The sequence below is a fragment of the Streptococcus infantis genome (assembly GCF_000963255.1).
In the GTDB taxonomy this organism is placed as follows: Bacteria; Bacillota; Bacilli; order Lactobacillales; family Streptococcaceae; genus Streptococcus; species Streptococcus nidrosiense.
In genome coordinates this window covers 18,837-35,966 of the sequence record NZ_JYOV01000003.1, presented here as the reverse complement: position 1 = coordinate 35,966, position 17,130 = coordinate 18,837, and the positions used below count along the sequence as shown (strand labels likewise).

The following is a 17,130-nucleotide window of genomic DNA, read 5'->3' as shown; positions in this document are numbered from 1 at the left end:
AATTTACTTTCTCCTTAATTTCAAACTATCCAAGACTTCTGGATAAAGTTTGTACTCTGTTTCGTGGATGCGAGTTTCGAAAGTATCAAGGGTATCCCCTTCAAGGCGTGGCACACGGACCTGTTTGATGACCTTACCGGTATCAACACCAGAGTCCACCCAATGAATAGTCACGCCAGACTGGTCCACACCCGCATTCCAAGCATCCTCAATACCATGAGCTCCTGGGAATTCAGGGAGATAAGCCGGATGAATATTGATGATACGGCCTTCATAAGCTGCTAGCAAGGTGGGGCCGACGATTTTCATATAGCCTGCGAGACAAACCAAGTCAATCTGGTGTTCATCCAAGAGCTCAACAATGGCTCCTTCGTAGTCCGCCTTGTTCTCAAACTCTTTGAGTTCGAAGGCATAAGATAAAACCCCTAGCTTTTCGGCACGTTCTAAGACATAGGCATCCCGGTGATCTGAAAAGACAAATTCTACTGGAAATTGTTCCGCAATCACCTGAAAGTTTGAGCCGTTACCAGAGGCAAAAACAGCAATCCTTTTAGTCATTATTTAATCACCACACTTGCATCTGTCTTCTTCACAATACGACCGATTTCATAAACTGGTTCGTCAAGAAGTTCTTTGACACGTTCAACATTTTCTGGTTTTACCGCAAGCATGAGACCAATACCCATGTTGAAGATTTCAAACATTTCTTCATGTTTGATTTGGCCATATTTTTCAAGAGCTTTGAAAATTGGAAGAACTGGGACTTTGCTTTCGTCAATTTCAGCAGCCAAGTCATCTGCGAACATACGTGGCACATTTTCGATGAAACCACCACCTGTGATGTGAGCGATTCCGTTGACCAATTCTTCTTTGATGAGTGGCAAAGCTGCTTTGACATAGATACGAGTTGGCTCCAAAAGAACGTCTTTAAGTTTCTTCCCTTCCAATTCTGGGAGGACTTCTTCACCTGTGTAATCAGCAAAGACACGACGAACAAGTGAGTAACCATTTGAGTGGATACCGCTTGAAGCAAGCCCAAGAATCACATCCCCTTCAGCTACTTTTGAACCGTCGATGATTTGAGATTTTTCTGCAACACCGACTGCAAAACCAGCCAAGTCATAGTCGTCTTCACCATACATACCAGGCATTTCAGCTGTTTCCCCACCGATGAGGGCTGCACCAGCTTGCACACAACCTTCAGCCACACCAGCAACGACTTGTTCTAGTTTAGCTGGTTCATTTTTCCCAGTTGCGATGTAGTCCAAGAAGTAGAGAGGCTCTGCACCTGCAGCGATGATATCATTGACACACATAGCTACACAGTCTTGTCCGATGGTATCGTGTTTGTCATACTTGATAGCCAGCATTAACTTAGTACCAACACCATCTGTACCTGAGATCAAAACTGGCTCTTTGACACCTGTTTTTGAAAGGTCAAACATCCCACCGAAACCACCAAGAGCTCCCATGACACCCGCACGCTCTGTACGTGCCACGTGTTTTTTGATGCGTTCAACAACTTCATAACCCGCTTCAACATCTACACCCGATTGGGCATAAGCATTTTTATTTGTCATTTGTTTTTTCCTTTTCCTTTCCTTCAATGGGATTTTTTATTCGTAAAAACTTGTTTTTTCTCCTAAACTTCTACGATATTCTTCTTCATAATCATAGAGAGGAGTTGGATAGTTCCCATCAAAGTAAGCCACACAGAGACCGCCATTTGGTGCATCTGTTTCAATCCCAATAGAGTCAATCAAGCCATCAATAGAAAGATAAGTCAGACTATCCGCACCAATGATTTGGCAAGTTTCCTCGACGGTATGATTAGCCGCAATCAACTCCTGACGTGTCTGGATATCAATCCCGTAGAAACACGGATAGGCAAGAGCAGGACTACCAATGGCAACGTGCACTTCTGATGCCCCCGCTTCTTTCAAGAGTTGGACAATACGACGAGATGTTGTTCCACGTACAATCGAGTCATCAATCATGACCACACGTTTGCCTTTCACGACACCAGAAACGGCAGACAGCTTCATTCGAACTCCTTGCTCGCGCAATTCTTGAGTCGGCTGGATAAAGGTCCGTTGTGTATATTGGTTCTTGATAAGACCCATTTCATTTGGTAGCCCAGACTCTTCCGCAAAGCCCATAGCTGCACTGAGTGAGGAGTTTGGCACACCGACCACAATGTCAGCTTCATGCTTGAACTCACGTGCTAATTGAGCTCCCATTCGCTTACGAGCCGTATGGACATTGACACCATGGATATTGGAGTCAGGACGGGCAAAGTAGATATACTCCATGGAACAGATCGCCAACTGAGTATCGTTTGTATAGCTGTCATACTGGATGCCATTATCATCAATGATGACAATCTCGCCTGGTTTCACATCGCGAATCCACTCAGCACCGATTACTTCAAAGGCACAGGTCTCAGATGAAACCACTACTGCTCCATTGGCCATTTTCCCGATTGACAGAGGACGGAAGCCGTTTGGATCAAGGGCTGCTATTAACTTATCTTCAAACATCAAGAGATAAGCGAAACCACCTTTAACCAGACTGAGCGCTTCCTTGATTTTACCCATCAGATTTGGATTGTGGCTACGGCGAATCAAGTGAGCCAAGATTTCTGAATCAGAGGTTGAACTGAAGATTGCCCCTCTTTGTTCTAATTCTTGCTTGAGCGATTCTGCATTGGTCAAATTCCCGTTATGAGCCAAACCAAACTGCATATCGTGAAAGCGGAAGAGGAAAGGTTGGATATTATCTACAGAAGCTTCTCCCGCAGTCGCATAACGCACATGTCCAATCGCTCCGGTTCCTGTCAATTTATCTAAATTAGCAGGATTTTTGAAGACTTCTGATAAAAGTCCCATATCACGATGACGCTTCAATTTCCCTTGGTCATTGGAGAGGATTCCTGCCCCCTCCTGACCACGGTGCTGAAGACTATGAAGTCCAAAATAGGTCATTTTGGCAGCATCTGGGTGGCCCCAGATACCAAAAACACCACATTCTTCATTAAGAGATTTTACTTCGTATGTCATTTTATATACCTAATTTTTATTTCTGTATCATTCCTTAGCGATACTACAGCGGAATGATACGGTAGAAGCTCGTTTCACTCGCAACAACAAATCATTTGCAATTATCGCAAGTTACATCTACTTGATTTTACATTCACTGATGGTTATCTATTAAAAAAACTGCAAAGCTTATTTCCCAGTAAAGTATTTAACCGCTGATGCAAAGAGATGTTGATCTTTATTTCCTGGAATATTTTGGAAGAGACCGTCTTCGAAACGTTCTGAATGCCCCATCTTACCAATAATTTGACCGTTCTTGCTTGTGATACCTTCGATCGCATTGACAGAACCATTTGGATTGTATTTTGAATCCATGCTTGGTTTACCTTCGAAGTCAACATATTGGGTAAAGATTTGACCATTGTCACGAAGCTCTGCAAATTCTTCAGCTGTCACGACAAATTTACCTTCACCATGTGATACTGGGATGGCATGGATATCACCAACCTCAACTCCGGCAAGCCATGGTGAGTTGGTATTGGCAATACGTGTTTCAACCATCTTCGCCACGTGCTGGTTGGCATCATTGTAGAAGAGGGTTGGACTCGTACTGCTTGCATCTTCAAAGTTACCATATGGAAGAAGACCTGATTTAACAAGGGCTTGGAATCCGTTACAGATACCAATGATTAAACCACCACGTTCGATGAAACTATCAATGGCTACACGTACTTTTTCATTGAGCAAGATGTTAACGATAAATTTAGCAGATCCGTCTGGTTCATCGGCTGCTGAGAAGCCACCTGCAAAGAAGATAATGTTAGCTTTTTCGATATTGTCAACCATAGTGTCAACAGACTTGACAATCGCTTCTTCATTCAGTGTTACAAATGGTACCAAATTGACTTTTGCACCTTCTTTTTCAAAGGCCTTAGCTGAATCGTACTCAGAGTTCGTACCTGGGAATACTGGTATGTAAACCACTGGAGTCTCAACTGTTTCTTTAGCTTTGATCACAGCATCAGATGCCACAGCAGGTACTTCTTCCAACTCAGTTGCTTGTGCAAATTCCGTTGGGTAAACCTCTTCCAATTTACCTTGGAAGGCACTGTCAAGCTTGTGTCCATCAAGCGTTACATCATTGACAGAAAGTGTAAAGTCAGCTACTGTTCGTCCAATCTTGGCAACACCTGCAATGTCTTCAGGCGATGTGAAGACGAATCCACCCAATTGAGCTGTCAAGCTAGTGTCAAGGTCTGCTAATTCGACGTTTGCACCAATATGGTTACCAAATGTTGCAAGGGCAAGAGCTTCAACCACACCACCATATTTGACAGCTGATGCAGATGTGACTTTATGGTCAGCTTGAATTGCTTCAAATTGAGCAAAGTTAGACTTGATAAGATCAAAATCAATTTCTTGTGCCAAAGATTGACCTGGAATATAGTAAATATTTTCACCAACAGCCTTAAATTCTGGAGATAGGACCTTACGGCTATCTGCTGTTGTCACACCAAAAGCAACCAAGGTTGGTGGTACTGTCAATTCTTCAAAGGTACCAGACATAGAGTCTTTACCACCGATAGATGGCAAACCAAGTTGAATCTGAGCTTCAATGGATCCAAGGAGAGCAGCCACTGGTTGACCAAAACGCTCTGCTTGTTTATCCATTCGCTCGAAGTATTCTTGATAAGAGAAACGAGCCTTAGACCATTTTGCACCAGCAGCAACCAAACGAGCAGTTGCTTCGATGACCGCATAAGCCGCACCATGGTATGGAGACCATTCTGCTACATAAGGGTTGAATCCTTGCGCCATGACAGAAGCAGTTGTTGTCACACCATGTTGAACTGGCAATTTCTGTACAGAAGCTTCCGTTGGTGTGATTTGGTAGCGACCACCGAGTGGATGATTAACTGTTGAACGACCAACTGAGCTATCAAAGATGGTTTGTAAACCTTTTTGACTGGCATGGTTAAGGTCAGCCAAGACTTCAAAAGTATCAGCTTCAAGGGTTTCAGCAGATGTTTGACGTTCTTCTGGAAGCTTGACATCCTTGTCAACCACCTTAGCATCTACAACCACACGTACACCGTTTGTATCAAGGAAACGACGTTCCAAATCAACAATGGTTTCACCATTCCAGTGCATGACAAGATTTGGTTTTTCAGTTACTGTCGCAACGACAACAGCATCAATATTTTCTTTGTTACATGCTGCAATGAAGGTATCTACATCTTCTGGACGAACCACTACAGCCATACGTTCCTGAGATTCAGAGATGGCAATTTCTGTACCGTTCAATCCTTGATATTTCAATGGCACTTTGTCTAGATCAATTTCAAGACCATCTGCCAATTCACCGATAGCCACACAGACACCACCAGCACCAAAGTCATTTGATTTCTTGATAAGACGTGTCACTTCTCCATTACGGAAAAGACGTTGAATCTTACGTTCTTCGATAGCATTCCCTTTTTGAACCTCAGCACCAGCTGTTTCAACAGATTCAACGGTTTGAACCTTAGAAGAACCTGTCGCACCACCGACACCGTCACGTCCAGTCTTACCACCAAGCAAGATAATCACATCGCCAGCTTCAGGCTTTTCACGGACAACATTTTCCTTAGGAGCCGCACCGACAACTGCACCTAGCTCCATACGCTTAGCAACGAAACCTGGGTGGAAGTATTCACGAACGTAAGTTGTTGCAAGACCAATTTGGTTACCATATGAAGAATAACCGTGAGCCGCTGTTTTAGAAATCACTTGTTGTGGCAATTTACCAGCACGAGTTTCTGAAATCGGAGCTGTAATATCACCAGCACCTGAGATACGCATGGCTTGGTAAACGTATGAACGACCTGACAATGGGTCACGAATAGCACCACCGATACAAGTAGCCGCCCCACCAAATGGTTCAATTTCAGTTGGGTGGTTATGAGTTTCGTTTTTGAACATGAGAAGCCATGGTTCTTTGACACCATTGACATCCACTTCAATTTCAACAGAGCAGGCATTGATTTCATCAGACACTTCCATGTCATCCAAACGACCATTGGCACGCTCATAGCGACCAAAAATAGTCGCCATATCCATCAAGGTTTGAGGTTTTTCTGTGCGTCCCAACTCATCACGCATGGCAATATACTTGTCATAAGTCGCTTGCAATTGTTTTTCAAATTTAGAAGCTGAGAAGTCGATGTTTTTCAACTCAGTCTCGAAAGTGGTGTGACGGCAGTGGTCAGACCAGTAAGTATCCAAAACCTTCAACTCAGTCTCAGTTGGCACCCGTCCAATGGATTTGAAGTAATCTTGAATGAAGAGAAGGTCATCCACTTCCATGGCCAATCCTTGCTCCGCCTTATACTGTGCAAAATCTTCTGCCGTATAAGTTTCAAAGAAATCCAAAGTCGGAATAGTTTTGTCAGACTCAGAGAAATCCTGCTTCGCAATGCCAACAGTGATATCTTTGAAACGAGAATCCACTGGATTCAAGAGGTAATTTTTGACAGCTTCCAACTCATTCGCATCAATATCCTTGTTAACCAAGTAAAGTTGCGCTGTATTCACTGTTACATCATTTGAACTACCAAGCAAAAGCAAAGCTTCTTGTGAAGATGCCGCCCGTTGGTCAAATTGACCAGGCAAACTTTCAATGGCAAAGAAAGCATACTTCTCAAGATCAGCATGAACCGCAGCTTCATCCAAAACAGTATCGGTCACCTGCTCAGAGAAGATATGTTTTTCTGCACGAGCAAACAGGTCATCTGCCAAACCAAAGACATCGTAAACCTGAACGATACGAAGATCATTCAAGGTTTTCAACTGAAGATTATGCTGTAATTCTTTTACTAAAGAGTCAGATTTGACACGAAAATCAGCTTTTTTCTCAACGAAAATACGTTTATCCATTTTAGTTCCTTTATTTCTATTCAAATAGGTTATCGAAGACGAAGGGGTTCCGTTCCAAAATGATTACTTCAATCCCTGCAATTTCTCCAACACAACCTTGTACACATCCGTTAAACTGCCCAAATCTCTACGGAAAACATCCTTATCCATATGGTGCCCTTCCGCATCCCAAAGACGGCAGTTGTCTGGTGAAAATTCGTCTGCCAAGATAATCTTGCCATCCTTATCAAAACCAAATTCCAATTTGAAGTCAATCAAGCGAAGACCAATTTGTGAAAACCAATCTTTCAACAATTCATTGATATGACGTGTTTCTTCCTTGATATAAGCAATTTGCTCATCATTGGCAATATCCAAAAACTTCACATGCTCATCATTGATGAATGGATCATCCAACTCATCGTTCTTGTAGTAAAATTCAACGATTGGAGTCTCCAAGTCCAAACCTTCTTCCACACCAAAACGTTTTGAGAAAGAACCTGCAGTTACGTTACGAAGCACAACCTCCAAAGGAATGATTGTCACTTTTTTATTCAATTGTTCTGTGTCAGAAATACGTTCGATAAAGTGTGTCGCCACACCAGCAGCATTCAATTTTTCAAAAATAAGAGACGAAATCTGATTATTCAGCACACCTTTACCCTCAATGGTCTCTTTACGAGCTCCATTCAGCATGGTTGCCTGGTCCTTGTAGACCGACTTAATCACATTTTCGTCTTCTGTAGTATAGATATCTTTAGCTTTTCCCGTATAAATAAGTTCACTGGACATTTTCTTGTTCGCCTTTCGTATTACTTTACATCATTCTAACACAACAGACACTAAAAATCAAATATTTCACGAACTATATTTGATATCATATCTGAAAAAGTACAGAAAAATCGCAAATGATTTTTCATTTGCGATTTTCTAAGATTGATTTGAGTTAAAATGAGAACTTTATTCTTGTTTCAAAAAACGATCAAGATAGTAGCGTAAAAAACTCTTCCTACCTGTAATCATAGTCAAACGACCTTCAAGTCCATAACGAAGTTTTTCTGCTTGTTCAGCATTCAAATCCGTCTCTGCCTCTAATTTAAAGAAATTGCCCTTTTCTGTCTGAGTCGCACTGGTATCGATATTCGTAATCTTGGAGGTCAATACTAGCTGCTTATTGGCATCCGTTACCGTTGTAAATCGTACCTCATTTCCATGCTTGAGACCAGCCACTTCCTTAGAACTGATATAAGCTGTTAGTTTTGCTTTTCTCTCTCTAGCCAACTGCGGAAAAAGGTGAGCGAGGATAGTTCCTTCTGGAATGATGGTAGATCGACTATGCTCAGGATTCAAATGTAGAACACCATCTTCTGTTGCTGTAATTTTCCCCTTGTCTAAAAGATTTCCTTGAATCTTTTTCCCTGACTCCGCTTCAAGAATTTTCTGATCCAAGAGCGTTAATTCCTGGCCTACCTTGGCTAGTTGCTGAGATTTTAATGACTCCAACTGACTTCCCAAGCCAGATGCATAAGCTTGCTGGGCTCCTGAACCTGCATACTGTACTCGATAACCTGCAAGAGTTGACTCCAGCTGAGTGATTTGAGCATCTAGCTGAGATAAGGCCTGCTGTTTGGTTTCCGATCCTTGCTCCTTTGTCGACTGATAAATAGCATAAGCTGGATGATCACTCTCTAAGTGTCCATCACCCTGAATAGCAGACTTGGCTTGCTGATATTCTTTAATTTTGGACTGGGTTTCACCGATGAGATTGCCTAACTCTGCCTGACTACCACTAGCTGCTGCATTTTGAGATGATATACTAGCATTTTGTTGCTCAACCTGACTTCGCAGACTAGCAGCTTGATTTAGATAATCTAAAAAACTATGCTGATAGCCAAATTTATCTGCTTCTGGAAATTGATCACTTCCTGCTTGTAGGCTTGCTTTTAAATACTCCAGTTGAACCTTCTGATCCTTGAGCATTTCCAACTGACTAGCATAATTCTCAGCCTGAACGGCTTCTGCTCCCTCTTGGTATTGAACGAGAAGATCCCCTTGCTTGACAAACTTATTTTCAGCCAAATGATTCGCCACAATCTTACTATTACTACTAGACTGAATGGTAGCAATGATACGAGCAGGTTCTACCGTAGCTCCAGCTGTCAAGCTTATCTCCTTTTGTGCAAAGATTGAAAAGAGTAGCAGGAACAAAAACAAGATAAAACTTGGAAAAATCACATAACTAGAAAAATTATGGTAACGACGATTGTAAAACTCAGCACTTTCTAAAAATTCTGATTGCATCTTTTCTCCTCTCTAACTATTCACCAAGTGGGCATAAAAACCACCCTGAGCCAGTAATTCCATATGTGTCCCCTCTTCGACAATCTTGCCCTGATCCAAAACGACAACCTTCTCTGTCCGCTCAGCAATGGTCAAACGATGGGCGATGAAAATCAAGGTCTTATCCAAAGCCATCAGATTATCAACAATTCGCTTCTCGGTCAAAATGTCCAGACTGCTGGTCGCCTCATCCAAGATCAAGACAGGCGCATCGGTCAAGAGAGCACGCGCCAGAGCGATTCTCTGACGTTGCCCACCTGAAATCCCTGCCCCATCCGAAGTCAATTCTGTCTGGTAATTCAGTGGCATACGCTCAATATCCTCCCGAATCTCTGCCAACTCCACTGCTCTCAAGATATCCTCCTGGGTCGTCCCCTCCTTAGCTCCAAGGAGAAGATTCTCCAAGATCGTTCCATTAAAAACGTAGGGTTGCTGAGGCAGATAGTTGATATACTGGCGCAGAGCCTTTTTATCTATCTGATTGATATTAACGCCACCCAGACTAATCTCCCCCTGACTTGGATCGTAAAAATTAACCATCATCTTAGCCAAGGTCGTCTTACCTGATCCTGAAATTCCCACAAAAGCCACTTTAGAGCCTTGCGGAATGGTTAGATTGATGTCCGACAAGACATCTCGACCATAGCCATACTTGTAGTGAACCTGCTTGAAAGTCATATCTCCTTCTAGCAAGCTCAAATCTGAGACTGTTTTCTTTTCCTCAAACTCAGATGCAACCAGATAAACTTCATTCAGACGGTTATTGGCTACCTGCGCTGTCTGAAGTTTGGTTTGCAGATTGATGATATTCTCCAAAGGATTTGTAAAGTAAACAAGCAAGGTATTATAGGTAATCAACTGGCCCAAACTCATCTTATTGTCCATAACTAGGAGAGCCCCCATCCAGAGAATGCCAACATTGAGCAAGAGTTGGGCAAGCTTTTTCAGAGCCTTTTGCTGACTCTCTACCCGACTGTAGGTAAAAGATTTTTTCAGATAATCCACAAATTCCTTGTCAATCTTTTGGTAGCGCGAGCTTTCACTGGTCAAGGACTTGATAGTCTCAATACCATTGATGTCCTCAATGATCGAAGAAGACAGAACCGCATTGGCTTCCATGGTATCCCGATTCATCTTTTCAAAAGGCTTCATAAAAGCAAAGATAATCACTGTATAGATAGGAAGGGCTAGTAAACTCATGAAAAAGAGATTACTATTCTGCGAAAATAAAACTACTGAAATAATCAAGACAGTAGATACATCCAAAAAGATTGACAGAATAGTCGAAGCTAGCGCATCGATGATACTATTTGCATCCGTGAAACGAGACACGATTTCCCCTGTACGACGTGTCGCAAAAAAGGACATGGGCAAATGAAAAACGTGCTTGATATAGGACAAAATCACATCAATTGACAAGCGTTGCCCCAAAACAAGTAAGAGATACTCCTGAGCATAGGACAAGATTTGCTGGAGAATATAAACGATGACCAACCCAATAGAAATAATCCCTAGCGTCGAGCGCATCTGATCTGGCACATAAGTGTCAATGATTGATTGAAGATAATAAGAACCCACAATGTTAATCAAGGTTACCAAGAGTGTTGCCAAAACGATATTGACAATCAAGCCACGCTGTTTTACTAGTATAGGGATAAAGGATAGCAGACCATTTTTTTGTTCCTTATGAGGCTTATAACTCGGAGATGGAGCCATAAAAATAGTGATTCCTGTCCACTCCTTGGCAAATCGCTCACGAGAAATCTTGGTCAGCTTAACACTAGGATCTGGATCAGCGATATAAATGCTGTTCTTGTCCTTCCCAGTCACCACATAATAATGAAGCAATTTCCCTTCCTTAAGCACATGAGCTACAAAAGGAAAGGTTACATCCGGCAAATCAAAGAGCGTCATATCCGCCTTAATAGCTCGCGTCTCAAAGCCAATCTCCTCTGCCACCTTGACCAAGCCCAAAGCCGTCGTCCCATCCATGGTCGTCTTGGCCAATTCTCGCAAGTGAGCCAAAGAATAATAACTACCATAATAACTAAAGACCATGGCTAATGAAGCTACACCGCAATCCATCTGGTCTACCTGAGGACGATAATGCCGTTTACTAAATTTCATATCCTACTCCTTTTCCTAACAATCTCCAAAGAAAACTTTGTAAGATTATTTTATACAAACAAAGAAGCAAAAAGAAAATTATTTCTAAAAAAACAATAACTGCACCTGAACAGCACTTTTTCCTAAATAAAAATAGGTAGAACAAACGTCCTACCTAGAAAATATAATGATTAATATTTCTTACCTTTTTCAATTTTTTTACGATTTACCACGAATTTTTAAATTAACGTCTACTTCCTAGATAACGTCCAAACATATAAGAAGTTCCTCCTAAAACACCCCAAGCTACTGCTGTAGAAGTAGTAACAATGAAACCTCCCTTAGTTACAGCCAAGTCTTCCTCTGTCATAATAGCAAATTTTTCATCCAGTTTCTTCATCTTTCATCTACTCCTTTTTAAATAATACTAGCTAATCCAATAGCTACTCCAACCAAAAGTCCTACTATTCCTGAGGCTGATATAATTATTGCCGCAAATTCTTCTGAGATATTCATTTATTTCTCCATTCTTTTTTAGTTCTTATTCAATTGATAACAACTAAAAGATGATTATTCAATAGCATTTGCCACATACTAATAATAGTTCTATTTAAACCTTGTCTTTACCTGAATCTAAATAACTCATCATCAAAATAAGCATCGGAACAAATAACTCTGTTTGGAAGTATTTTTCAACATTAAAGGTAATTACATTTAAATCTCCTAATATGCAAAGCACTCCAAAAATAATTAAAAAGGCTCCCATTACATTTTTTAGATTTTTCATACAAGTTCACTTTTATTCCTTTTTAGTTCAACTTAATGATTAGTTTATAATTGATCATTTTTTATTTTCTGAACTACACTTATACCCTACATAAAACAGACCAAGCAGAATTGGATAGGTTTCTAGATAAAACAAGGTATTGATCGGTTTTTTCAAAATCAAATACGTTACAATATAGATAATGACTGACACGATAAAATAACCTTCAGCAAATCCCAATAAAAATTTTTTCATAGCAGACTCCTATTTATCTGACAAGAATGGCAGAGTTTTTTCGCCATTCACACGCACAAAATCCTTTTCATTCAGATTCATCATTTATAGTTTGGATTATCTTTTGACAAATCGTTGCAAAAAATCCCAAAATAGCCTGAGGCAATCAATCCAACTAAATACCATTTCCAATCAAAGGATAATAACGAACCTGTACGAATTACATGAAGCACGAGATTGAGACCTATTGCCACCAAAGGAACTATGGTAACAATGTATTGAGATCAGTGTTGCGATTGTTCATTATCTAACGCCCACGACGAGCAAAATCTGAACCAAATTTGTAACCAGCATTAAAAATTTGTACAGCAGCATTCAGTACTCCTGCAATCCCAACTGCTTCCGCAAGACCAAAACCACCTTTTGTTCCCACTAATTCATCGTCAGATAATTGATAAAATTGTTCTAAGTTCATGTTCATCATTACTCCTTTGTATTATATTTTATTGCTATATAAATGATTAAAATGAGTATTGGATAGGTAAATACTTCTGAAATATCCATAAAATTTACACTATACTGTCCAGGTAATATTTTATAGTCAATTAAAATTTGAACAATAGTAAAAATAATACGTAGCGATAACAATACCCCTAATAATATCACTTCTTTTTTTAAAAACATAGAAATGCCTCTCTGACTACAATCAGATTATGGTCTATTTGCATAATACCCCAAAGCTGCTCCTCCAGCAAAAAGCGCTGTTGCTCCACCTGCTACTGCCGCACCTACCTTCCAAATAGATACTCCAGCGAGTACAAGAGGCAGTGCTCCCCCATCCACTTCCATCAACTCTTCTTCCGTAAGAGCTGCAAAGTTCTGTTCCATTTTGTCAAAGTTTGTCATTTGTTTTCTCCTTTATTTTTATAGTTTTTTTGTTTGTGATTGTTAACCTTTAAACCATTTTAAAAGCCAAATTGGATAAATAACTGAAATCATTTTTTCTCTCCTTCCTTATCTTCTCACTTGTCTATTCGAGAAATCATTTTAAAATAAACAGCTAAATCAAATTTATTTTAAGAACCACTTAATGAACCATGGATACATGATTGGCATAAACATGAAGCAATCTCCTTACTCTTCTTCTCACTTATCTATTCGAGAAATCATTTTAAAATGAATGAATAAATTTAATTTATTTAAAATACAATTTGATAAACCATGGAAGTAAAATTGGTAAATACATTAATCAAACTCCTTTCCTTTTCTTCTTACTTATCTATTCGATAAAATAATTTCAAAATAAACAACTAAGTCAAATTTATTTTAAAAACCACTTGATCAACCACGGATAAAGACCGGTCACATACATCAGTAATCCTCCTTTTTTGTTCTCATCTCTTTATTCGTAAACTCAACTATAAAACTTCAACATCTTATCTTTTTTCGAGAAATAAAAAAACAACATGACTTGCATGTTGCTTTATGTTAGATTTTATCTTTAATGGCTTTTAATACATCTGCTACACTTTGGAGGTGATCGATTTCTTCATCACTAATTTCGATTCCGAATTCATCCTCAATGGTTAGTACGAATTCCATCAAATCTACCGAATCAGCATCTAAATCATCCTTCAAACTCAAGGCTTCTGTTACTACGAAGTCTTCCCCTTGACGTTCTTGGATAATGGTCACGACGCGGTCAAAAATTTCTTTATCTGTCATATATATTATTCTCCTGAAAATTCACGCGCAGTTTGAGCAACTACGTCTGTTTCTAGCATAGTACGAATCTGACGAATCGTACTATACACAGCCTTGGCATCACTTGAGCCATGAGTCTTAACAACCGGCGCCTTAACACCAAACAAAACTGCACCCCCAACATCTGAATAGTTGAGCTGCTTTTTCAAGCCTTTAAGACTATCCTTAAGAAGAAGAGCACCAAGTTTTGCTCGAAGTCCACCACCTGTAATAGCATTTTTTAGCAAGCCCATGATCCCCATGGCTGTTCCTTCAATGGATTTGAGCACAGCGTTTCCCGTGAAACCATCTGCCACGACCACATCTGCAACGCCATTCATCAAATCACGCGCTTCCACATTACCGATAAAGTTCAAACTCTCATCAGCTGCTAGCAAGTCATAAGTTTCCTTGCGGAGTGGGTCTCCCTTACTGCTCTCTGTCCCGTTATTAAGCAAACCAACTCGTGGTTTTGCAATTCCACGAACATTTTTGGCATAGAAAGAACCTAAGATGGCGTATTGATGTAAGTGATGGGCTGTGTTTTCTGCATTGGCACCGAGGTCCAGCATATCAAAACCTTTCCCATCAACTGTTGGTAAGGTTGACATAAGCCCTGGACGATCGATATTCTTGATGCGACCTACGATGAAAAATCCTGCCGCAAGCAAAGCACCTGTATTTCCTGCAGAGAGCACGGCATCAGCCTCACCATCTTTGACAGCCTTAGCAGCCAATACCATACTGGCATTTTTCTTCTTACGAATGGCTTTTGTCGGTTCATCATCCGAATCAATTTTTTCATCTGTATGGATAATGCTGACGCGTTCTGTAGCTGTTAGATATTGCTTGATTTTGCTTTCGTCTCCGTAAAGTTGAATCTCAATATCTAAAAAGTCAGCAAGGGCTTGATTAACACCCTCAACGATGGCTTGAGGTGCGTAATCGCCACCCATTGCATCTACTGCGATTTTTTTCATTTGTCTTCCTCTTTTAGTAATTGTCCCCAATCAGCTAGGGAATCAATAAATTTCTTTGATTTTAGGTGAATTCCGACGTACTCTTCATAAATTTGATCCATGAACTGACGCAATTCTTGCTTGATTTCAGACTTGAGCGAAATAGTCTCTAAAGTCTCAAAGTTAATAGCTTGAAATTGATTGAGCAGATAGGGAATGTTTGGATTCAGATGACAACGTTTCTCGTCCTCATGGTAATGCTCAGGACATAAGCAAGCACCATATTTGAAAGAAAAATCAAAGGCCTGACCCACCCGATGGCAAAAGACACACTCATTAAAATTAAGACTAATCCCAAAACGGGTTAAGATCTGAATTTCAAAAATATTGGTCAAGACCTGATAATCTAAACCCTCTTCCATCAACTCTAAAGTCTTTTGTAAAAAAGCAAACAAGGGAGCATCTTGGTGATTGTCCTGCAAACTAGCATCTGCCAAAGCTGCCACATAGGTCGCATAGGCCATGACAAAGAGATCACTATTGATTTTTGGAAAGGTCATCACCTCATGATAGTCTTCGATATAACTAAGTCCATCATCATTGATTCGCAAAAGAAAACGAGCCAGCACCAAAGGTTGAATAACTGGAGCCAGTTTGGACTGACCGGCATGTTTGACAAAAAACATCCGCTTGCCGACCTGCTCTGTAAAAATCTTGACTAGCTTGTCATCCTCACGAAAATTACGATTGTAGAGCACCAACCCCTGACTCGTAATAGACTGAATCATGCTTCTCTCATGTACTCCTCAAGACGTTTCATAGCTTCTCTGATGGTTTCCATGCTAGCTGCATAAGACAAGCGCACATAACCTTCTCCATATTGACCAAAAGCTGCACCAGGGATAAAGGCAACAGCCTTCTTGTGAGCAAAATCTTTTAGAAAAGCAAACGAATCTTGATTGTAGCCTGTTGGAATCTTAGCAAAGATATAAAAGGCACCGTCAGGTTTGATAATCTCAAAACCAAGATTAGTCATTTTCTCGATAATGTAGTCCCGACGTTGGATATACTCCTTTTTCATCGGCTCTGCATCGTTCTTACCAGCCGTCAAAGCTTCCACCGCAGCATGTTGCGCCATAGTATTCGCAGCAGTTACCAAGTACTGGTGACTCTTGATGAGTTGGACTGTGAAGTTTGCTGGTGCGAAGATAAAGCCTAAACGCCAACCTGTCATAGCATGTGATTTGGATAGACCGTTAATGATAATGGCCTGATCTCTCAGCATTGTTCCCAAAGAGACATGATTTTCCCCTGTATAAGTTAATTCTGAGTAGACCTCATCACAGACAACGAAAATCTCATACTTGCGTAAAACGTCAGCCAAGGCTTCCAACTGTTCGCGACTATAAGTAATTCCTGTAGGGTTGACTGGATAGTTAAGAATAACAGCCTTGAGCTTGTCACCCTGCTCCAGAATTGCCTTCTCCAGCATTTCAGGAGTCAAGACAAAACCATTTTCAGTTGTATCAATCTCGACAATCTCTGCGCCAACTAGATTGACAATTGGTTCATAACCTGGATAGGCAGGAGCTGGCAAGAGAACCTTGTCACCCTCTTCTAAAATAGCTGTCAAAGTAGCAGATAGGGCTTCTGTCGCACCGATTGTGACCAAGATTTCATTTTCAGGATTATAGTCTAGCTGGTATTTTTCTCTTACAAAATCACTAGCTGCCTGGCGTAAGGTCATCAAACCACTCATCCCTGTATAGTAGGATTGGTTTTGGTCAATGGCTCGCTTAGCTGCCTCCTTGACATGGTCTGGAGTTGTAAAGTCAGGCTCTCCCAATGTCAGACGTAGAACCCCAGGAATCTCAGAAATAGCCTGGTCAAACTGACGAATCAAGGAAACTTGAATCTTATCTAATTGTTTATTAAAGCGCTTGGTTAAGTCCATAGATACCCTCCTTGCTTAAAGAACATATGTCTATTATACTACAAAAGCTCTCTGACCGCAAAATTCCATTTAATGACAGCCTAATTCCTACTTTCT

General features: G+C 40.7%; 17 protein-coding genes. All 17 read right to left on the bottom strand.

The window, feature by feature from the left end:
• Nucleotides 1–3: 3 nt before the first annotated feature.
• Nucleotides 4–558 carry a phosphoribosylglycinamide formyltransferase gene (purN, locus tag TZ96_RS00880; RefSeq protein WP_045762507.1) on the bottom strand — a complete coding sequence of 185 codons (555 nt, stop codon included), beginning with the start codon at nucleotides 556–558 and terminating at the stop codon, nucleotides 4–6.
• Nucleotides 558–1,580 (bottom strand): phosphoribosylformylglycinamidine cyclo-ligase, encoded by a 1,023-nt coding sequence (purM, locus tag TZ96_RS00875; RefSeq protein ID WP_045762506.1) that lies wholly within the window; start codon nucleotides 1,578–1,580, stop codon nucleotides 558–560. The genes purN and purM overlap by 1 nt, the downstream gene beginning before the upstream one ends.
• Before the next feature lie 36 nt (nucleotides 1,581–1,616).
• A complete protein-coding gene (gene purF / locus TZ96_RS00870) occupies nucleotides 1,617–3,059 on the bottom strand; it encodes an amidophosphoribosyltransferase (RefSeq protein ID WP_045762505.1) in 1,443 nt (480 codons plus the stop codon).
• Nucleotides 3,060–3,227: 168 nt separating this feature from the next.
• Nucleotides 3,228–6,953 (bottom strand): phosphoribosylformylglycinamidine synthase, encoded by a 3,726-nt coding sequence (locus TZ96_RS00865; RefSeq protein WP_045762504.1) that lies wholly within the window; start codon nucleotides 6,951–6,953, stop codon nucleotides 3,228–3,230.
• Between the two features lie 63 nt (nucleotides 6,954–7,016).
• Nucleotides 7,017–7,724: a phosphoribosylaminoimidazolesuccinocarboxamide synthase gene (purC, locus tag TZ96_RS00860; RefSeq protein WP_045762503.1), complete on the bottom strand. Its 708-nt coding sequence runs from the start codon at nucleotides 7,722–7,724 to the stop codon at nucleotides 7,017–7,019.
• Between the two features lie 168 nt (nucleotides 7,725–7,892).
• Complete coding sequence (locus TZ96_RS00855) at nucleotides 7,893–9,233, bottom strand: bacteriocin secretion accessory protein (RefSeq protein WP_045762502.1); 1,341 nt, start codon at nucleotides 9,231–9,233, stop codon at nucleotides 7,893–7,895.
• A 12-nt stretch (nucleotides 9,234–9,245) separates the two neighbouring features.
• Complete coding sequence (comA, locus tag TZ96_RS00850) at nucleotides 9,246–11,399, bottom strand: peptide cleavage/export ABC transporter ComA (protein WP_045762501.1); 2,154 nt, start codon at nucleotides 11,397–11,399, stop codon at nucleotides 9,246–9,248.
• A gap of 223 nt (nucleotides 11,400–11,622) precedes the next feature.
• The gene (locus TZ96_RS10825; RefSeq protein ID WP_198921486.1) at nucleotides 11,623–11,778 is read right to left on the bottom strand and encodes a hypothetical protein; all 156 of its coding nucleotides are present in this window, start codon (nucleotides 11,776–11,778) and stop codon (nucleotides 11,623–11,625) included.
• A gap of 210 nt (nucleotides 11,779–11,988) precedes the next feature.
• A complete protein-coding gene (locus TZ96_RS10820; RefSeq protein ID WP_186822188.1) occupies nucleotides 11,989–12,165 on the bottom strand; it encodes a hypothetical protein in 177 nt (58 codons plus the stop codon).
• Nucleotides 12,166–12,219: 54 nt separating this feature from the next.
• Nucleotides 12,220–12,399, bottom strand: coding sequence for a hypothetical protein (locus tag TZ96_RS00845; protein WP_045762500.1), 180 nt, complete (start codon nucleotides 12,397–12,399; stop codon nucleotides 12,220–12,222).
• 286 nt (nucleotides 12,400–12,685) lie between these two features.
• Entirely contained in the window at nucleotides 12,686–12,853 is a 168-nt protein-coding gene (locus tag TZ96_RS00840) for a class IIb bacteriocin, lactobin A/cerein 7B family (protein WP_001047582.1), read from the bottom strand.
• Between the two features lie 8 nt (nucleotides 12,854–12,861).
• Entirely contained in the window at nucleotides 12,862–13,062 is a 201-nt protein-coding gene (locus TZ96_RS00835; RefSeq protein ID WP_045762498.1) for a hypothetical protein, read from the bottom strand.
• Nucleotides 13,063–13,089: 27 nt separating this feature from the next.
• Nucleotides 13,090–13,284 carry a class IIb bacteriocin, lactobin A/cerein 7B family gene (locus TZ96_RS00830; RefSeq protein WP_045762497.1) on the bottom strand — a complete coding sequence of 65 codons (195 nt, stop codon included), beginning with the start codon at nucleotides 13,282–13,284 and terminating at the stop codon, nucleotides 13,090–13,092.
• 582 nt (nucleotides 13,285–13,866) lie between these two features.
• Nucleotides 13,867–14,103 carry an acyl carrier protein gene (locus TZ96_RS00825; protein ID WP_000130002.1) on the bottom strand — a complete coding sequence of 79 codons (237 nt, stop codon included), beginning with the start codon at nucleotides 14,101–14,103 and terminating at the stop codon, nucleotides 13,867–13,869.
• Between the two features lie 5 nt (nucleotides 14,104–14,108).
• On the bottom strand, nucleotides 14,109–15,101 hold the full coding sequence (gene plsX, locus TZ96_RS00820) for a phosphate acyltransferase PlsX (protein WP_045762496.1): 993 nt from the start codon (nucleotides 15,099–15,101) through the stop codon (nucleotides 14,109–14,111).
• Nucleotides 15,098–15,868: a DNA repair protein RecO gene (gene recO / locus TZ96_RS00815; protein WP_045762495.1), complete on the bottom strand. Its 771-nt coding sequence runs from the start codon at nucleotides 15,866–15,868 to the stop codon at nucleotides 15,098–15,100. Before recO ends, plsX begins: the two co-directional genes overlap by 4 nt.
• Nucleotides 15,865–17,034, bottom strand: coding sequence for a pyridoxal phosphate-dependent aminotransferase (locus tag TZ96_RS00810; RefSeq protein WP_045762494.1), 1,170 nt, complete (start codon nucleotides 17,032–17,034; stop codon nucleotides 15,865–15,867). Before TZ96_RS00810 ends, recO begins: the two co-directional genes overlap by 4 nt.
• Nucleotides 17,035–17,130 lie beyond the last annotated feature (96 nt).